13 protein-coding genes are annotated in these 16,390 nt (G+C 39.4%); 8 read left to right on the top strand and 5 right to left on the bottom strand.

Annotated features, from left to right (window positions below):
• Positions 1 to 150: 150 nt before the first annotated feature.
• Together B4Z47_RS16145 and B4Z47_RS16140 are read left to right on the top strand one after the other, a co-directional pair.
• Complete coding sequence (locus tag B4Z47_RS16145) at positions 151 to 1,533, top strand: TrkH family potassium uptake protein (RefSeq protein ID WP_286727624.1); 1,383 nt, start codon at positions 151 to 153, stop codon at positions 1,531 to 1,533.
• A gap of 72 nt (positions 1,534 to 1,605) precedes the next feature.
• Complete coding sequence (locus tag B4Z47_RS16140) at positions 1,606 to 2,283, top strand: potassium channel family protein (protein WP_070566542.1); 678 nt, start codon at positions 1,606 to 1,608, stop codon at positions 2,281 to 2,283.
• Positions 2,284 to 2,285: 2 nt separating this feature from the next.
• Here B4Z47_RS16140 and B4Z47_RS16135 read toward each other — a convergent pair whose 3' ends face one another.
• Positions 2,286 to 3,578 carry a TIGR00341 family protein gene (locus B4Z47_RS16135; RefSeq protein ID WP_070566540.1) on the bottom strand — a complete coding sequence of 431 codons (1,293 nt, stop codon included), beginning with the start codon at positions 3,576 to 3,578 and terminating at the stop codon, positions 2,286 to 2,288.
• Positions 3,579 to 3,837: 259 nt separating this feature from the next.
• Here B4Z47_RS16135 and B4Z47_RS16130 point away from each other — a divergent pair, with 259 nt between their 5' ends.
• The 4 genes from B4Z47_RS16130 to B4Z47_RS16115 all read left to right on the top strand — a co-directional run bounded on the left by B4Z47_RS16130 (position 3,838) and on the right by B4Z47_RS16115 (position 9,800).
• The gene (locus tag B4Z47_RS16130) at positions 3,838 to 4,686 is read left to right on the top strand and encodes a mechanosensitive ion channel family protein (protein ID WP_070566538.1); all 849 of its coding nucleotides are present in this window, start codon (positions 3,838 to 3,840) and stop codon (positions 4,684 to 4,686) included.
• 80 nt (positions 4,687 to 4,766) lie between these two features.
• The gene (locus B4Z47_RS16125) at positions 4,767 to 6,767 is read left to right on the top strand and encodes a BCCT family transporter (RefSeq protein ID WP_286727623.1); all 2,001 of its coding nucleotides are present in this window, start codon (positions 4,767 to 4,769) and stop codon (positions 6,765 to 6,767) included.
• A 299-nt stretch (positions 6,768 to 7,066) separates the two neighbouring features.
• The gene (locus B4Z47_RS16120) at positions 7,067 to 9,268 is read left to right on the top strand and encodes an ATP-binding protein (RefSeq protein ID WP_115048401.1); all 2,202 of its coding nucleotides are present in this window, start codon (positions 7,067 to 7,069) and stop codon (positions 9,266 to 9,268) included.
• Between the two features lie 169 nt (positions 9,269 to 9,437).
• Positions 9,438 to 9,800, top strand: a complete 363-nt coding sequence (locus B4Z47_RS16115; RefSeq protein WP_286727622.1) for a response regulator — start codon at positions 9,438 to 9,440, stop codon at positions 9,798 to 9,800.
• Between the two features lie 90 nt (positions 9,801 to 9,890).
• Here the strand turns inward: B4Z47_RS16115 and B4Z47_RS16110 are convergent, their stop codons facing one another.
• The 3 genes from B4Z47_RS16110 to B4Z47_RS16100 form a co-directional block, all read right to left on the bottom strand.
• Positions 9,891 to 10,256, bottom strand: coding sequence for a response regulator (locus B4Z47_RS16110; RefSeq protein ID WP_286727621.1), 366 nt, complete (start codon positions 10,254 to 10,256; stop codon positions 9,891 to 9,893).
• Between the two features lie 5 nt (positions 10,257 to 10,261).
• Entirely contained in the window at positions 10,262 to 11,812 is a 1,551-nt protein-coding gene (locus B4Z47_RS16105; protein WP_286727620.1) for a PAS domain-containing sensor histidine kinase, read from the bottom strand.
• Positions 11,813 to 12,103: 291 nt separating this feature from the next.
• Positions 12,104 to 12,400, bottom strand: a complete 297-nt coding sequence (locus B4Z47_RS16100; RefSeq protein WP_286727619.1) for a hypothetical protein — start codon at positions 12,398 to 12,400, stop codon at positions 12,104 to 12,106.
• 199 nt (positions 12,401 to 12,599) lie between these two features.
• Between B4Z47_RS16100 and B4Z47_RS16095 the strand changes: the two genes are divergently transcribed.
• Both B4Z47_RS16095 and B4Z47_RS16090 read left to right on the top strand, forming a co-directional pair.
• Complete coding sequence (locus B4Z47_RS16095; protein WP_115048411.1) at positions 12,600 to 13,073, top strand: DinB family protein; 474 nt, start codon at positions 12,600 to 12,602, stop codon at positions 13,071 to 13,073.
• Positions 13,070 to 14,077 (top strand): S41 family peptidase, encoded by a 1,008-nt coding sequence (locus B4Z47_RS16090; RefSeq protein ID WP_286727618.1) that lies wholly within the window; start codon positions 13,070 to 13,072, stop codon positions 14,075 to 14,077. Before B4Z47_RS16095 ends, B4Z47_RS16090 begins: the two co-directional genes overlap by 4 nt.
• 31 nt (positions 14,078 to 14,108) lie before the next feature.
• Here B4Z47_RS16090 and B4Z47_RS16085 read toward each other — a convergent pair whose 3' ends face one another.
• A complete protein-coding gene (locus B4Z47_RS16085; protein ID WP_286727617.1) occupies positions 14,109 to 15,671 on the bottom strand; it encodes a TlpA family protein disulfide reductase in 1,563 nt (520 codons plus the stop codon).
• Positions 15,672 to 16,390: the final 719 nt, after the last annotated feature.

The following is a 16,390-nucleotide window of genomic DNA, read 5'->3' as shown; positions in this document are numbered from 1 at the left end:
ATGTATTTTAAATATCTAATACGTATAATTTATATGTGTCCTTTGCCGCATCTACAAGGAATATTTTTGCTATTGAAAATTTTTATATTGTTTCCGGCTTGCGCCGGATAATTTATTTTTTTTAATTTTACCGGTATACCTTAAAATATTTTGATCAAAAAACGATTCTATAATCCGGCGCAATTGTTCATCTTTAGTTTCTTGGCATTGATTGTTATGGGAACTATGTTGTTGAAACTTCCCATTGCCCTTAATAAACCAATCTCCTGGACTGATTCGCTTTTCACTGCAACGAGTGCAGTTTGTGTTACAGGGCTTGTTGTTGTTGACACAGCTACCCATTTCACTGGCTGGGGCCAAGTTTTTATTTTATTGCTGATTCAAGCTGGTGGAATAGGAATACTATCTTTTGCTGGTCTTTTCGCCTATTTTTTAAAAGGGGGAAGCAGTTATGAAAATCAGCTTGCCATACGGGATTTCTCGAACACGCAACGACTGGGTGAAGTATTTACTTTACTCAAGCGCACGATCGCAATTACATTCGGAATAGAAGCTGTCGGTGCTGCCGTCATCTTTTGGACTATGGATGGTTTTAACGGGGCAGGTACTGCCGAACGCATTTTTATTGCTGTATTTCATTCGGTGTCTTCGTTCTGCAACGCTGGTTTTTCGACGTTGTCAAATGGCCTGATGCATCAACAGGTTTATTATAATTATGGGTTCCAACTGGCGGTAGCCAGTATATATATATTTGGCGGTTTAGGATTTCCAATTGTTATAAATGTACTTAAATATATCAAACACTTGATAAATAGGTTGTTCCATAAATGGACAACGAAGGAAAATTATTACCGTCCTTGGGTAATGACCATTAACAGCAAGCTCAATCTGATTACGACGTCTTGTATCACTGCGTTTGCGACTTTGGTGCTCTTTATCTCCGAATATAATCATGTTTTTGCTGATCATAGTGGTATAGGAAAATGGGTAGTAGCTTTCGCAACGGCGACAACACCGCGAACGGCAGGCTTCAACAGTATTGATTTTGCACAGCTGCATTTTTCAAGCATTTTGTTTATTATGCTATTAATGTGGATAGGAGCATCGCCAAACTCCACAGGCGGGGGGATAAAAACGAGTACATTTGCGCTCGCCATACTGAATGCGATCAGCTTGGCAAAAGGGAAAGACCGAACTGAAATATTTAGACGCGAAATAGCAGGGATCTCAATTCAGCGTGCTTTTGCTACGATGTTTCTCTCGCTTATAATTATAGGGATGGGAGTATACGCAATTTCATTTTTTGAGCGCAATCGGCCTTTGTTAGAGATCGCATTTGAATGTTTTTCGGCATACAGTACCGTTGGCCTTTCTTTGGGAGTTACAGGTGATCTGGCGGAAGGAAGCAAAGTCATATTAATTCTTTTGATGTTTGTTGGACGAGTAACCATGCTATCGGTATTAATCGCTTTTATCAAAAAGGCGCGCTATACGCACTATCGATATGCTGAAGAAGAATTGACAATATATTAGGTAAAGGTTCCCGTATTAGTTTTAATAACTATGGGAAGGGATGTACGTATAATTTGTAAAGAACATACAAGAATGAAATTTATCATTTTAGGATTGGGGAACTTTGGAGCTTCTCTGGCAGAAAAGCTCACTGCACAAGGCAATGAAGTAATAGGTGTTGATCGTCAGATCGCTAAAGTGACGGCATTGAAGGAAAAGATTACACATACGATTTGTTTGGACGCAACCGACGAAACGGCTTTTCACTCTTTACCGTTAAAAAATACGGATGTTGTGGTCGTCGCAATCGGTGAGGATGAAGGTGCCAATATTATGGTCAGTGCTTTGTGTAAAGAGGCTAACGTGAAACGCCTGATCAGTAGGGCCGTAAACAGACTGCATGAAAAAGTACTAGGTGCGCTAGGGGTGTCAGAGATAGCTCATCCGGAAGAAGAGTCTGCAGAACGGTGGTCCAAGCGCTTGTGTATGACAGGGTTTGTAGATTCTTTTGAACTTAATAGTAATTATTCGATTGTAGAAGCCATCGTCCCTAAAAAATATGTAGGACAAACGATTCAGGAGATCGGTTTCCGAGAAAAGTATGAACTATTAGTGCTTACGATATTAAAAAATACGGAAAAAAAGACTTCATTTGGAAAAAGTGTTGTAACCACAGTACTCCATGGTATTCCTCGTCCGGATACGCGATTGCGGGAAGGAGATATTTTGGTGATTTATGGCTACAACGATCATATCAAAGCGTTCCTCTAATGCTATCTTTTAATGATTTCGACACTGTCTTTTGGAAAGTGGTTTTTTAGCCATTTTTGCAATTTATCTTGTTGGATTTGTGTTAACGCGGCGGGGGAAGTATAAATAAATGCAATGAGATTTGCCACGCTATCGGTTTTTGCGTAATGCTGTTGCATTCCCATGCTATATGAATTTAATTCAGGGAACAGAACCTTAATATCCCGATCGAGCTCCGGACTTACGACCTGGTATTTTGTAAGTTCGTTGTTTAACGCGCGAATCGTTAGATCTTTCTCACTGACAGCTGCGGTACGTTTGTCTATTTCGCTAAGAATACTAGACTTTAAATCCAGGCTATCTTGGTGAATAATAAGTTTGGTGTTTTCAATTCCGAATGTATGCATTGTTTGTTCCAATGATTTTATCTCTTGACTACTGAACTTTTTTGCCAAAAAGGCTAATTCTAGCTTTTTCGGTTTACTGTTGAGCTGCATTTTTTCATAAATGACAGTATACCCTTTGTTGCTTAGTTCCTGCTGTACAAATTGCTTCACTTTATTGGTGTATTTTTTTTCCTGCAGCAGATTGTAAGCAAAATATATACTTGGTATGACGAGCGTTAGCGTGATAATTGTTATGCTTTGCGTAATCCTTTTTTCTCGTTGCTGATCTACATAATGAGTTTTTGGATAACGCAAATATTTAACAATAATAAAAGTCGCTATACAGATAAATACACAGTTGATAATATACAAAAACAATGCCCCTGCAAAATAGGCAAAATTGCCAATTGCAAGACCATAGCCCGCTGTACATAGGGGAGGCATAAGGGCTGTTGCAATGGCTACCCCAGGGATTGGATTGCCTTTGTCAACCCGAGTAATGGCTATAACGCCCACGAGGCCACCAAATATGGCAATCATTACATCATAAATATTTGGAGATGTGCGCGCGAGCAATTCGGATTGGGCTTCTTTGAATGGACTAAGCAGGAAATAGATAAAAGATACAACAAGACTGATGACTGTCGCAATCAGTAGATTTTTAATGGATTTTTTAAGCAAAGGAAAATCAAATGTTCCTAATGCGAATCCTGCTCCGACGATAGGGCCCATAAGTGGAGAAATCAACATAGCTCCAATAATTACTGCTGTTGAGTTGACATTTAAGCCCACAGAAGCTATGACAATAGCACAGGCCAAGATCCAAGCATTGGAACCCCGAAAGGAAATGTTTGCAACGACGTTTTCTAATACCGTCTCCTTTTTTTCTTCACCTTGATGCAGATCAAAAAAGCTCAAAATTTTATTCATACACTTTTCACCTTAGATTTAAACGAATATAGTAAACATCCTTTATCTTATAGAGCATACGACCAAATTATTTGGAAAAGCGTGGTATAATAGCTACAGGTTTTCAAACCTGAAAAAGATAAATTTCGTTTTTGGGTTTTTAACAAACAATTAGGCAAACTAATTGTTGAAATTATAATCATTGGTATATTAATTTGTGATTATAACAATAAATAAATATATTAAGCCCTACGCCTTACATTTTTAATAAAATATAACTATGAACAATTTAGCATTGAACGACGTCCAGGAACATTGGAATAATTTTATTTCCTCAGCCATTGCCTGGGCACCACGAATTATTACTGCCGTAATTTCAGCTTTACTGATATATTTAATTGGATCATGGATCATTCGACTGGTCAAGCGCATGATTGATAAGGCTTTCGAACGCCGGCAGATGGATGTCTCCTTGCAGCGTTTTTTAAGTAATCTGATCAGCTGGATTTTAAATATATTGTTATTTATCGTTGTAGTCACACAGTTGGGCGTTCAAACCTCAGCATTTGTTGCCATTATTGGAGCTGCAGGTTTAGCCATAGGTTTGGCCCTGCAGGGATCTTTATCCAATTTTGCCGGTGGAATACTGATCTTGTTATTGAAACCTTTTCGGGTAGGGGATTATATCACGTCCAGTTCAAATGTTTCGGGTACGGTCACCGAAATTGATATTTTCAATACCAAATTAAATACGCCTCAAAATCAGCAAGTGGTAGTTCCAAATGGGGTATTGTCTAATAGCAGCATTACAAATTATACCCAGTTGGGCACACGCCGCACTTGGTTCGATATTGGTGTCGCCTACAACGCTGACTTAAAACAGGCGAAAGAAATTCTGATGGAAGTGGTTCGAAATAATGATTATGCTTTTAAGGAGCCAGCTCCGCAGGTTGTGGTAACCGAACTTGGCGACAGCGCAATTAATCTTTCGGTGCGTGTCACCACGTCAAACGAAAACTTTTGGACCATGCAGGAACAGTTGATTATTAATTGTAAAGAGGCATTGGATCAAGCTGGTATTGAAATACCATTTCCACAAAGGGATATCCATATTCGCAGCAATGCATGATTTGTGCGTAATAATGCATACGATTAACGTAATGATTGGTCGAAAGACCATAATGTAAACCAAATTTAATTCAATTGATTTTGTCAAAATCGACATTTAATAAAGGAATCATTATTCCAAGCCTGCTCTTCATTATAGGGGTTTGCCTGCTAGCGGTGTTTTTTCCAACGTTGACAGTAAGTATTCTAGATACAATAAAACAGTTTATCTTTGTGAACCTCAATTGGGTATATGTCTGGGCTGTGACACTTTTTGTCATTTTCCTGGTTTACCTCATGTTTAGCAAGTTTGGTAATATCAAGCTCGGAAGTAACGACAGTAAGCCAGAATATACCTTCTTTTCTTGGATTTCTATGTTATTTGCTGCAGGTATGGGAATCGGATTGATGTATTTCAGTGTCGCAGAGCCGATGCAACATTTTTCGACCGAGGCTTTTGCCGGTAATCACTATATTAACCGAGCCAAAAATGCGCAGCTGTATACTTTTTTTCATTGGGGTATACATGCTTGGGCAATTTATGGTGTGGTCGGTTTGGCATTATCATATTTTGCATACCGCTATCGGCTTCCGCTTTCACTTCGTAGTTGCTTCTATCCTTTATTGAAAAACAAAATCAATGGAAAATGGGGTAATGCGATTGATGTATTTGCACTTTGCAGTACATTTTTCGGTATCACGACTACGTTGGGGTTCGGAGTGGTTCAAGTAAATGCTGGCTTGCAGACCCTGGGTCTAGTACCCGATAATAATTTTACCTATCAGATCATGATTGTTGGCGTGTTAACGATGTTGGCTGTTTTATCTGCCACCTCAGGGGTCGATAAAGGTGTAAAGATATTAAGTAATATCAATATACTAACTGTTATTATTCTGTTGCTATTTGTTCTTTTCTTTGGACCTACAGTTTACCTTATTGGCAGTTTTACAGAAGGAATAGGCAATTATGTAAACAATTTCTTTAGTTTGACTTTTGATACACATGTTTATGACGAGGCAACATTACCCTGGTTTTATAACTGGACAATTCTATACTGGGCCTGGTGGATATCATGGTCTCCCTATGTGGGGCTGTTTATTGCTAAAATTTCCAAAGGGCGGACCATTCGTGAATTTATTGCTGCGGTACTTATTATTCCGACCATATTTAATTTTATCTGGATGTCTGTTTTTGGAAATAGTGCCATGTGGTTTGATATTAATATCGCTAAAGGCGCTTTGAGTTCTTTAGCAGATAATCCAGATGCCTTGATGTTTCGATTTTTAGACTACTTGCCTTTGTCGGAAATTGTCAGTTATCTAGTTATCCTTATTATTATTATCTTTTTTGTAACCTCGGCTGATTCGGGCATATTTGTTATGAATAGTATTGCTACCAAGAATGCTCCAAAGTCCCCAAAATGGCAAATGGTTTTTTGGGGCGCTTTGTTGGCCATCTTAGCGCTCATGTTATTGAACACGGGTGGACTGCAGGCATTACAAACTATGACACTTATAACAGCATTGCCATTTTCAATTATCATGTTGCTTTTTTGCGTCAGTTTGGTAAAAGCATTGACGATTGACCGAAGTTATTATGAGCGTGATTTTTCGGTGAGTACTGTGCCCTGGTCGGGCGAATTTTGGAAAGATCGCCTGCAACAGATTGTTTCTTTTAAAAGCCGTGAGTCGGTGGATGAATTTATGAGGAGTACAGTGAAGGCAGCGTTCGAAGATTTGCATGCTGAGTTTAAGGAGAATGGTATTGAATCAAAGATTCATGAGTCGGATAAACCAAATCGGATAGCTATTGAAATCCGACACGACCTAATCAACAATTTTATATATGGGGTCAAAAATCATTTTAAAGTGGTGTCCGATTATGTCGTCGAAGAAGAAAATCTCCCTGATATAGCCGATAAGAAAACTTATTTTCCGAAATCTTATTTTGGAGATGCTCGTGAGGGTTATGATATCCAGTATTTTACAAAAAATGAGCTGATAAGTGATGTTTTGAAGCATTATGAGCGCTTTTTAGAAATAATTTCAGAAGAAAAAAATGAAATGTTTATTAGCAGCAATGCCAACAAAAATCTGAGATGATCAGCAGGCTACGACGCATTGCTTAATATGTGAGATAGCTTGTGCCTAACCAAATCGAAGCTGCTTAATACCATTTTTATTCCGCGTTAAGCTATCCATTACTGGGGGAGGAATTTTATGAAAGAGCTCGAAAATCGGGCCAGCAGTCGATATTTAGTTCGTTTTTCTTCGGGTTTAAAGTGAAAGATGCAAATTTCGATAGGTCAGAATATTTTACTAATTTAGTAACATATGATAGCATTGATGGAGGATAGTTCTGTTGATTTTACCATATTTTTATTTAATAGATCAGTAACTTTATGCGTGAAATCAATTGTCATGAGGAAAAAATTCACCTGTGTGGAAATATACAGTCTTTTGGGTATTTATTTATCTTTGAAGACGATAAGTGTATTGCGGTAAGTGAAAACTGTGTAGCTATTGCAGGTGAAGATTACTCCGAAATACTCGGCATGACAGTAGACGATGTTCTTCATCGGATTGTTCCATCTTTTGAACTTCGTGGAGAGAGCATAGAACATGCTGTTTCAGACAACATGTTTGCCAGGTATGCCGATCGTGTAGCTATCCATGCTAACGATTATTTTTTAAGTCTCTATAGGTATGATGGCAAAATTTATCTTGAAATAGAGACCTGCAATCCGCTTGCTGTCAAAACCACCAAATTATATTATTATGCCAAGCATTTAGATGACCGTAGCGGGGGCAACTCTTGCTGGCAGGCATTGACTGAATTGATTAAGGACATTATTCACTATGATCGGGTGATGGTATATCGCTTTTTGGAAGATAATAGTGGACAAGTTATTGCAGAGAGCAGGAGCGCTGATCTGGAATCTTTGATGAATTACCGTTATCCGGAATTCGATATTCCTGCACAGGCGCGCGAGCTTTACCGTATTTTTCATGCCCGCCATACGGCGGATGTCAATGCGGAAGCGATTCCGCTGATGGGGCGTAGTGCCGATGATCTGGATCTTACACGCTGCAGCCTTCGGGCGCTTTCACCCATGCATTTACAATACCTTAAAAATGCCGGCGTAAAGGGGAGTGCAAGTTTTAGCATTATCGTGGACGATGAGCTTTGGGGGCTTGTAGCCTGTCAGAATCGGGAGCCAATGCATGTCGATCTTTCACAGCGCCATCTATGTACTTTTCTTACACAATACGCTGTAAACAATTATCTGGCAGATTTTCAGAAGAAACAGGTGAAAGTTCAGAAAAATCTATCACAGCTGAAGCATGATCTAAAAAGTGATTTGTTGGTCAAGCGCGACTTGTATGACGTGTTGGAAAAGTATGCCCTGCGTATTATGGAGGTAATGAATGGGCAGGGTCTACTCATTAAACGTGATCGTGCGATCATGATAGTGGGTGAGGTGCCTGATAAAAAAATGCTCCGAGAAATTGATAAAAAAATAGCCACTGCAGAGTTTTTTGCGACTGATAGATTTAAGGAGGATGGTCCTTCCGAAGATGTTGAAATGTTTCCCGGTGTACTACGCATCAGTATTCTGCCCGCAAATAACTGGTACGTATATGTTTTTAGAAAAGAACGCCTGATAGAAGAGACCTGGGCAGGGAAGCCAGAAAAGGTGATGCAGGTTGACGAAGATAGAAAGATCACCTTTCCCTCGCCACGTTCGTCATTCGAGGCATGGAAAAAAATTACAAAAGGAAAAGCCGAAAAATGGCAATCTTCTGAACTCGCTTTTATTGAGGATATTACACAAATTATTCAGCAAGCGGTAGCACAACGTGGTGGAGAGATTGATGAATTGAACAAGAAACTGGTGCGCTCTAATAATGCGCTTGATACTTTTGGCTACACACTGACCCATGATCTTAAAAATCCGCTGACGACGATACAGCTCACTGCACAAATGTTGCTCCATAAAAAAGACATCTCTGAGGAACTGCTTGCAAAGTCAATGAAAAATATCTTAGATGGGACGCAGCTGATGCGGGATATGATGGATAGAGTCTACCAAATGTCAAAGGTAAATCATGTCGACTTTGTGTTCGAACCAATTAATCCAAAGTCCAAGATTGTCAATATCGTTGAAAATTGCAAACAGCAATACCAGGTCCCGCATTTAGAATTTATAATGGGCGAAACACTGCCTGTATTGGGGGAGAGAACATTGATCTATCAATTGTTTCTGAACCTTGTTGGCAATGCCATAAAATACAGCAGCAAAAGGCAAAACCCGCAGGTGTCCGTTAAGAGCATGCGGCAGGGAAATACGGTCCGGTATGATATCAAGGATAATGGAATCGGAATTGATTTGAAGGAGGGCGACAAAATTTTTGAAATCTTTGCCCGAATGCCCAATTCAGAAGGCTTTGAGGGTTCGGGGGTTGGCCTGTCCATTGTTAAACAAATTGCGAGTAAGCTCAACGCAACTATTCATGTAGAAAGCGAATTAGATGTGGGTACTACATTTTCAGTCGTCTTCAAAGATGTGCCTGAAGCAGATCGTATGCATTTAGTATCTTAATCAAAGGAACGTAAACTTTTATCAATAAATTGTCTATCTTGTAAAATCTCAAAGAAAGATTATATAAACGGTTTGGTAACCAACTATCTGCCCAGCTTAGGTCTATATTTTAAATCCCCCCACAAGACCATATTTTTCAATCATTGCGGTGTTTTTAAACAATCAAAAAATGAAAAAGAAAATTGTTGTTTGTGATGATGAAACTTTCATCCTTAACGTTTTAGAGCTGGCTTTAAAGAATGAATTCAGAGAAGTTTATTTAGTTTCAAAAAGCAGAGAACTTATTGCATCTGTCGAAGAAATTGAGCCTGATATTATATTATTGGATATTGAAATGCCATGGCTGTCAGGTGACGATATCCTTCGTGAACTCCGAAGTTCGGAAAAACATCGAAATATTCCAGTGATCATGATGTCTGCAAGTTCGCGTGGGAAGCAGATAGCTTCCGAGCGTGGAGCCGACGCTTTTTTGGCCAAACCATTTGAACTGGACGATCTATTACTTCTTGTGGATAAATTGGGCCAAGCGTAAGCGTTTAGCTTTGAATGATCACATCAGCTGCATAAAAGCACTTTTTTAAAAAGTGCTTTTATGTGTGCCTAGTCAGCGTGTACTTGCCGGCTAGTTTTTCAGTATGCTATTAATTTTATCGGTGATATCGGTTAAATCAAAGGGTTTGGCGATAAAGCCATTTGCGCCTAAGTTCCCTGCTATTTCAGGTCCATCGACGCTTGCTGATAGCACAATGATAGGAGTTTCTTTAATTTCGGGTGTACTGCGGATAATTTTAATCAGCTGGTCACCTGAAATTATGGGCATCCAGAGGTCCAGCAGCAAGAGGTCTGGCTTATGCGAAATTAATTGCTTTGTCAGATGCGTGCTATTTATTTCGCATATGACATTAAATCCTTCTAGTTCTAAAAAAAGCTCCAGCATATCGAGTATTCCTCGGTCATCATCACAGATCATTATCTTTTTAGGCTGCATATTCTTTATTTGTTGATTACAATGGGTAATGTAAAATTAAATGTGGATCCTTCTCCCGGCTCGCTTTCGACCCACAGTGTTCCTTTGTGGTGTAAGATAATCTCATGCGAAACATAGAGCCCAATGCCTAAACCCGGAAACTTTTTCTGTATATGGCTGACACGAAAAAATCGTTCGAAAATTTTTTGTCTATCCTGATAGCTTATGCCCATGCCATAATCACGTACCGAGATTTTAACAAAGTTGGCTACCTTGTGGATACTAACTTCAACTTTTTTCGACTCGGGTGAATATTTAATTGCATTGGAGAGCAGGTTGTTCAGCACTTGAATAATCTGGAGCTCGTCGCCCGCGACGATACTACCCGTATTTCCAGTAAGGTGGATGTCAGAATCAGGTGCCGCCAATCGCATGCTTTCAACGGCATCTTGGATCGTCTTATCGATCTCAAATGGCTCCATGTGCAATTCAAGATTTCCAGATTGAATTTTAGACGTATCTAAGAGTTTTGCTATCAGCAAGTTCAAGCGATCGATATAACCCGTGATCTTATCTAACGTTGAGACATACTTCGGATCGGTGTTTTCGGCACTCAATCGCTGTAAGATCTGGAAGAGACCCTTAATTGTTGTGAGGGGTGTCTTAAGTTCGTGGCTTGCAATGGACAGGAAATCATCTTTACGCCGATCCTGCTCCTTCTTTTCTGTAATATCTTCGATGGCGATTAGGATCCTATCTTTATACTGGCCCTCGAACTCAATACGATAAGCATTTAGCAGCACGACTTTTCGACCGATATGAGGAAAGATATGGTCTACTTCATAATCGATAACCGGGTTATTGGTAGGCAATATCTGTGTGAGCATCTCTTTTAACGAAGAAATATCCCATTGCTGATTGCCGAGGTCAAATAATAAATTTCCTACCGTTTCTTCTGTGGTGACTTTAAATGAGTTTAAAAAATGTCTATTGGCGCTTAGGACGATGTAATTGGCGTCGAGCACCAAGAGACTTTCTCGTACTGTTTCAATAATACTGGACAGAAAACTTTCTTTATCTTGCAGTTCTTTGGTTCTTTGCTGTATTTTGAGCTCCACATGTGACTTTTCTTCCCGAAGATCATGCTCCGCTTTTTTTCGATCACTGATATCATTTTGAACACCAATAAAATGAGTTACCTGACCTTCTTCATTCTTCACGGGTGAAATAAAAAGTTCATTCCAAAAAAGCGTTCCATCCTTACGATAATTTCGAATTTCAATCTTACATTCTTCGCCGCGTTCAATGGATTCTTTGATAATCTTACGTTCGGCTTGCGAACGGTCCTGAGCCTGTAAAAATCGGCAGTTGTGGCCAATAATTTCATCGTGGGCATAACCACTGATGGTTTCGAAAGCTTTATTGCAATAAATGATGGGATTATCATACTGCAGATTGTCTGTAATTATAATACCCGAATAGGCAGAATTCAATGCTTTTAGATAAAGATCTAAATCATTGTTCTTGTTTTCAGTACGTTGCGTTGAATTGTTGATGCAGGAAGCATTTTTTTTCATATATTTTAAACTCCCATATTAATTAAGGTGTCCCAATTTAGTCGATAATTTTGAAATTGAAGCGGATTTTGGGATGTCTAAATTAAAAAACCGTATAAATTCCTGTTGAAAATATAAAATATAATCAATGCAAATGATATCAGGACACCTATTTTTGATCTGACTGAACCGATTTAACTGGAACGCGGAACTGCGCGCATTTATTGTCGCGGTTCAGCGCTGTATACTGACCTTGGGCACTTTTTCAACTATCGAAATCGCTTAAACTGCAACTGTTTCCGTATCACTGCCTTATTGATGTCTATTGCCTTTATGGTAATACGAAATGTGTTTGTTGATCCCTTGCACCGCATTATTTCTGTCGGGCGATACCCTGGCGGGGGCATATTGCAACGATACAATATCCATGCTGTCGATTTCGGGCATGTTAAGCGGGCGGTACCAAGAAGGTGGGTTCGTTAGATTGCCCGTCTCTTTGCGATCTGTTTGTTCTGTTGATTCTTGTACAGAACGCTGTTTCCAGTGTCTGTAAATGAGCAGTGCTGCTCCGGCAACTGCCGTGATAACGAGTCCGATTTGTGCTTTCATACTTTCTTTTTTAAGAATTGAACCATTTCCTTTCAAATTGAACAATACTCAAATCAAAAAGTTCAATAAAAAAAGAATCAGCGTCTTCAGGTGCCATTGGAAGAAATTGATGTATAGCATCCGATTGCCGTAAATAAGCTTTGACAGTTTTAAAGATTCAGCTTATTTTTGCGTACAAAACACAGACAGTTAACAGGACATGGAATCACTCTTTTGCGCATGGAAAACGAGTCGGATGGCTTACCTCAAATTCTTTGAAAACTATTCTCTGGAACAGCTCAATCGCATTCCTGATGGTTTCAGCAATAACCTGATCTGGAATATTGGCCACATCATTGCCACACAGCATAAATTAATCTATATCGGATCTGAGGTAGAAGGACATATCCCTGAGGAAATCTTCAACAGCTACCAATCCGGAACAAAGCCTTCAGCAGCGGTATCGCAGCAGGAAGCTGATCTGCTGAGAAGATTGCTCCTCGAACAGATTGAACCGACCATCCGTGATTTTAACAACAAAAAGTTTGTGACCTATCAGCAACGCACAACGGGTACGGGCTTCCGTCTCACTTCAATAACGGATGCCTTCGAATGGAACAACTTTCATGAAGGCCTGCATTTGGGTTATATGATGAGTATAAGGAAGTTTATTGCTACAAAAATTCCAAGATGACCAGATTGTTTTTATTATTATTACTTTTATTTTCTTCAAGATATGCGTTTCCGCAAACGTTTAAAAATGACAGTGTAAAATCATTTGTTGATAAATCCATTGAACTTATATCGGCCAATTCAATTCATAAAGAAAACCTTGAGGTTATTAAACGTGAACTATACAATAAAGCCCAAAATTTAAACTCGATTGATGAAGCCGCAACATTATATGAAGCCGTATTTAGGCAGCTCAACGATTATCATGGCGGTCTTAAATTCAAAGGAAAAACCTACGGATGGAATAATCCTAATGTGATGACCAATGTTTATCTGAAAAATAGGCTTAACACGGAGAAGAGTACGTTTAGTGAGGTGATTGATCATAAAATAGAATATCTCCGAATAGTTGGAAACAGTGATTTTGCGTTTAAAAAAGTTGATAGTATCGCTGATGATATTGTGACCCATATCAATGGGATCAATTCAGCAGAAATTAAAGGCTGGATTATAGACCTGAGATTAAATACCGGAGGAAATATGTATCCGATATTACTCGGACTGAAAGAGTTTATCGGATACAATGTACACTTTGGAGGTTTTAGGGACGCTGGTAATCATTCTACAGGCGACTGGGAAATTAAGGCGGGAAAGTTGCTGATAGATGGAAATATGCTGGACAGAAAATCAGCGTTGATCTATCCGATTGCAAATGATGTTCCATTGGTTATTTTGACCAGCTGCTATACGGCAAGCGCGGGTGAAATGACTGCCATATCCTTTATTGGACGAAAAAATACGTTTATTGTAGGGGAAAAGACCGCAAATTATACAACCGCGGTGCAGGGGTTTAAAATAAATGATCATGCGGGCATTAACTTGTCAACAGATTATGTGGTGGACAGGAATTTAAAAGTTTATAAATCCTATATTTCGCCTGATTTTGAAGTCGTGGGAGACGACAACCTCACAGTGCTGGAAAAGGATCGTAAAATAATCAAGGCCCTGGAACTTTTGGGCCAATAGCAGGCGTATGAGCTGTTCTCGAAATCTGCCGCTATTGGAGCAACGTATTGATTTTATCTTTTGCGGTTAGTGGTCGCAGGTGGTTTCCTGTTTCTAGAATTGTGCCGTCTCGGTCTATCAAAAGGTAAAATGGTATGCCGCTGACCTTGAATAGGTCTCGAATGGAGCCGCTCTGTTTGGCTGATAGGAAATAATGCTGTCCGCCCAGATCATAGCTACTAACCGTTGCCTTGTACTTGTCCTGATCTGAATCAAGACAGAGGTATACAAATGAAACGTTTTTGTTCTGAAAATCGGCTTCTATTCGTTTGGAGTTGGGAAATTCACTCAAGCAGGGGGCGCACCAGGTCGCCCAAAAATCGACGTAGATTACTTTACCCTTGTTGCTTCGTAAGATATCTTCCATGATCTCTTGGATCGGAGAGGATTGCATATCCTTTAGAATAGCACGGCTATTGAGTTCAGGATGCTCGACTCGGGCTTTTGTAGCAAGGTATTCCTGCTGCAGTGGATCCCGCAGAAAGGGGGAAGTAATATGTCGGGTGACAATTGTAATAAATTTTTCGTAGGTTTTGAAATCCTGTTTTCGAAAACTTTTTGAAAAGTGATGGCTCAGCATGATTTCGCGTAAGAGCGGATCGCTCACATAATTAACTATCCCGTGCAATTGTAGTGAGTCAGCAATAGTAGTGGACGCAAACCGTTCCCCAGTTGGTGTAATTCCCCAATTTGCGTCGCTTGTTTCCTCAAATCTCCGTCTTTCGTTAATATAATAATCATAAAATGAGGAAAATGTAGATACCGCATTTGTGTTCATTAAATGGCTTTTTTCGAGTGGAAGACGCTTTGCCAACTTGTCGTAAAATCCTATGGGGATAACAAAGGTGGTATCCATGGGGCCTAGATTATTGGCTCTTTTGTGATCTATGGAATAAAACTGGATGTTATCGTAATAAGGAGTTTCTGTCTCAAAAAGAGCCCAATTTTTACTTTCAGCATTTGGGCTATAGGTATGGACAAACTCGTCATACAACGCTTTGCCTTTTTGGCGTACGGTATCGTTGAATCGCATATACTGTACGGGATCGTAATTTTTTACGGCATAAAAATTCTTATTTTGGTCGTAGAGTTCACTAGCAAAATAAAGATTTTGGAATTGTGCGATCTGGGTATTGGTGACGGCGGAAGTTCCGGCAAATTTGACTGTGCGCAAAAGGGAACTTCTTTGGTCAGAATTACCATCAAAAGAGACCCAAAGACTGTCTTGGGGATGAAGTACAATGCTAAAATTCGTCCGATAGCCTAACCAAACCTGCGTAGGTATATATAAATCCACCTCCGCGTAAAAATCACCTTTATCGTTGACCTTGGGGTAAATGGTGATCGCAGAAAGTCCCAGCCGATTCAGGGTTATATTCAAGGGGATCAAAGGATCATAATGTATAATCTTTCCTTGTACAATTGCTTTTACGGCCCTTTCTTGTGCACTACTGATCGAACAGACTATACATAATAGGATGAGTAGAAATCTGGAAAAAAGATGTATTTTTTGCTCTTTTAAAGGTTTTTTAGGTTTTGGGATTGTGGTAAGCATGCTTAGGTTATTTAATTAAAGATAAAAAAAAATCGGATCTTTAGCATGATGCTCTTCCTGTTTTCTTATACCTGTATTTTTTATCTCGCGATAAGGTTTGGGGGGAGATATTTTGTGTTTATGCAACAGGTTGCGAGTTGGTAAATAGTAACAGGTACATATTGATTAAGAAATTTACTTAATTGTTGCTGGAAGTAATTCTTTTATAGCTAAAACAACTAAATCCGGATCGCTAATCTGTACCAAATGAGCACTATGTTAAGTATATTATACCGAGGGTAGTGCTGGTAAGTCTACCGTTTATAAAATTGATGGCGCAACGGCTGTGGCCTCGGCTGGCTTAACCACCGATGGTAAGGCGGCGATAAGGGGTGTTTACAGAATCCCTGTAAATAATTAGCGGACTCACATTTTTTTCAAACAAACAAGGTCTTCCTAAGCAGGAAGACCTTGTCTGTTTGAAAAGGTTGTGAATAAATTATAATGTACTTGGTTTTCACTATCTGAGATAGACTGTATTGACACTGTATAGGGATTGTCCACCTTCTGTCCACCCCTATAATTGTGATGTTAGGATGGTTTTAAGCTAATTTTGGACTTGTAGTTAAATGCCATTTTGGATCTTATGCCTTAAGATTAAATTGTTCGCAACACTTGGGGAATGCGATGTGTGCTGCATGTCAGGGCGATGGAAATTAGGGGGTACCTTGCTGGAAAAT

It is taken from the genome of Sphingobacterium sp. UBA2610, assembly GCF_002339225.1.
Lineage (GTDB): Bacteria > Bacteroidota > Bacteroidia > Sphingobacteriales > Sphingobacteriaceae > Sphingobacterium > Sphingobacterium multivorum.
The sequence above is the reverse complement of the archived record's forward strand: the minus strand, read 5'-3'. Positions and strand labels throughout refer to the sequence as shown.

Coding starts and splice junctions, on each gene's coding strand:
- B4Z47_RS16140 (WP_070566542.1), top strand. CDS start 1,606: ATGAAATTTATCATTTTAGGATTGGGGAACTTTGGAGCTTCTCTGGCA.
- B4Z47_RS16135 (WP_070566540.1), bottom strand. CDS start 3,578: ATGAATAAAATTTTGAGCTTTTTTGATCTGCATCAAGGTGAAGAAAAA.
- B4Z47_RS16130 (WP_070566538.1), top strand. CDS start 3,838: ATGAACAATTTAGCATTGAACGACGTCCAGGAACATTGGAATAATTTT.
- B4Z47_RS16120 (WP_115048401.1), top strand. CDS start 7,067: ATGCGTGAAATCAATTGTCATGAGGAAAAAATTCACCTGTGTGGAAAT.
- B4Z47_RS16115 (WP_286727622.1), top strand. CDS start 9,438: ATGAAAAAGAAAATTGTTGTTTGTGATGATGAAACTTTCATCCTTAAC.
- B4Z47_RS16110 (WP_286727621.1), bottom strand. CDS start 10,256: ATGCAGCCTAAAAAGATAATGATCTGTGATGATGACCGAGGAATACTC.
- B4Z47_RS16105 (WP_286727620.1), bottom strand. CDS start 11,812: ATGAAAAAAAATGCTTCCTGCATCAACAATTCAACGCAACGTACTGAA.
- B4Z47_RS16100 (WP_286727619.1), bottom strand. CDS start 12,400: ATGAAAGCACAAATCGGACTCGTTATCACGGCAGTTGCCGGAGCAGCA.
- B4Z47_RS16095 (WP_115048411.1), top strand. CDS start 12,600: ATGGAATCACTCTTTTGCGCATGGAAAACGAGTCGGATGGCTTACCTC.
- B4Z47_RS16090 (WP_286727618.1), top strand. CDS start 13,070: ATGACCAGATTGTTTTTATTATTATTACTTTTATTTTCTTCAAGATAT.
- B4Z47_RS16085 (WP_286727617.1), bottom strand. CDS start 15,671: ATGCTTACCACAATCCCAAAACCTAAAAAACCTTTAAAAGAGCAAAAA.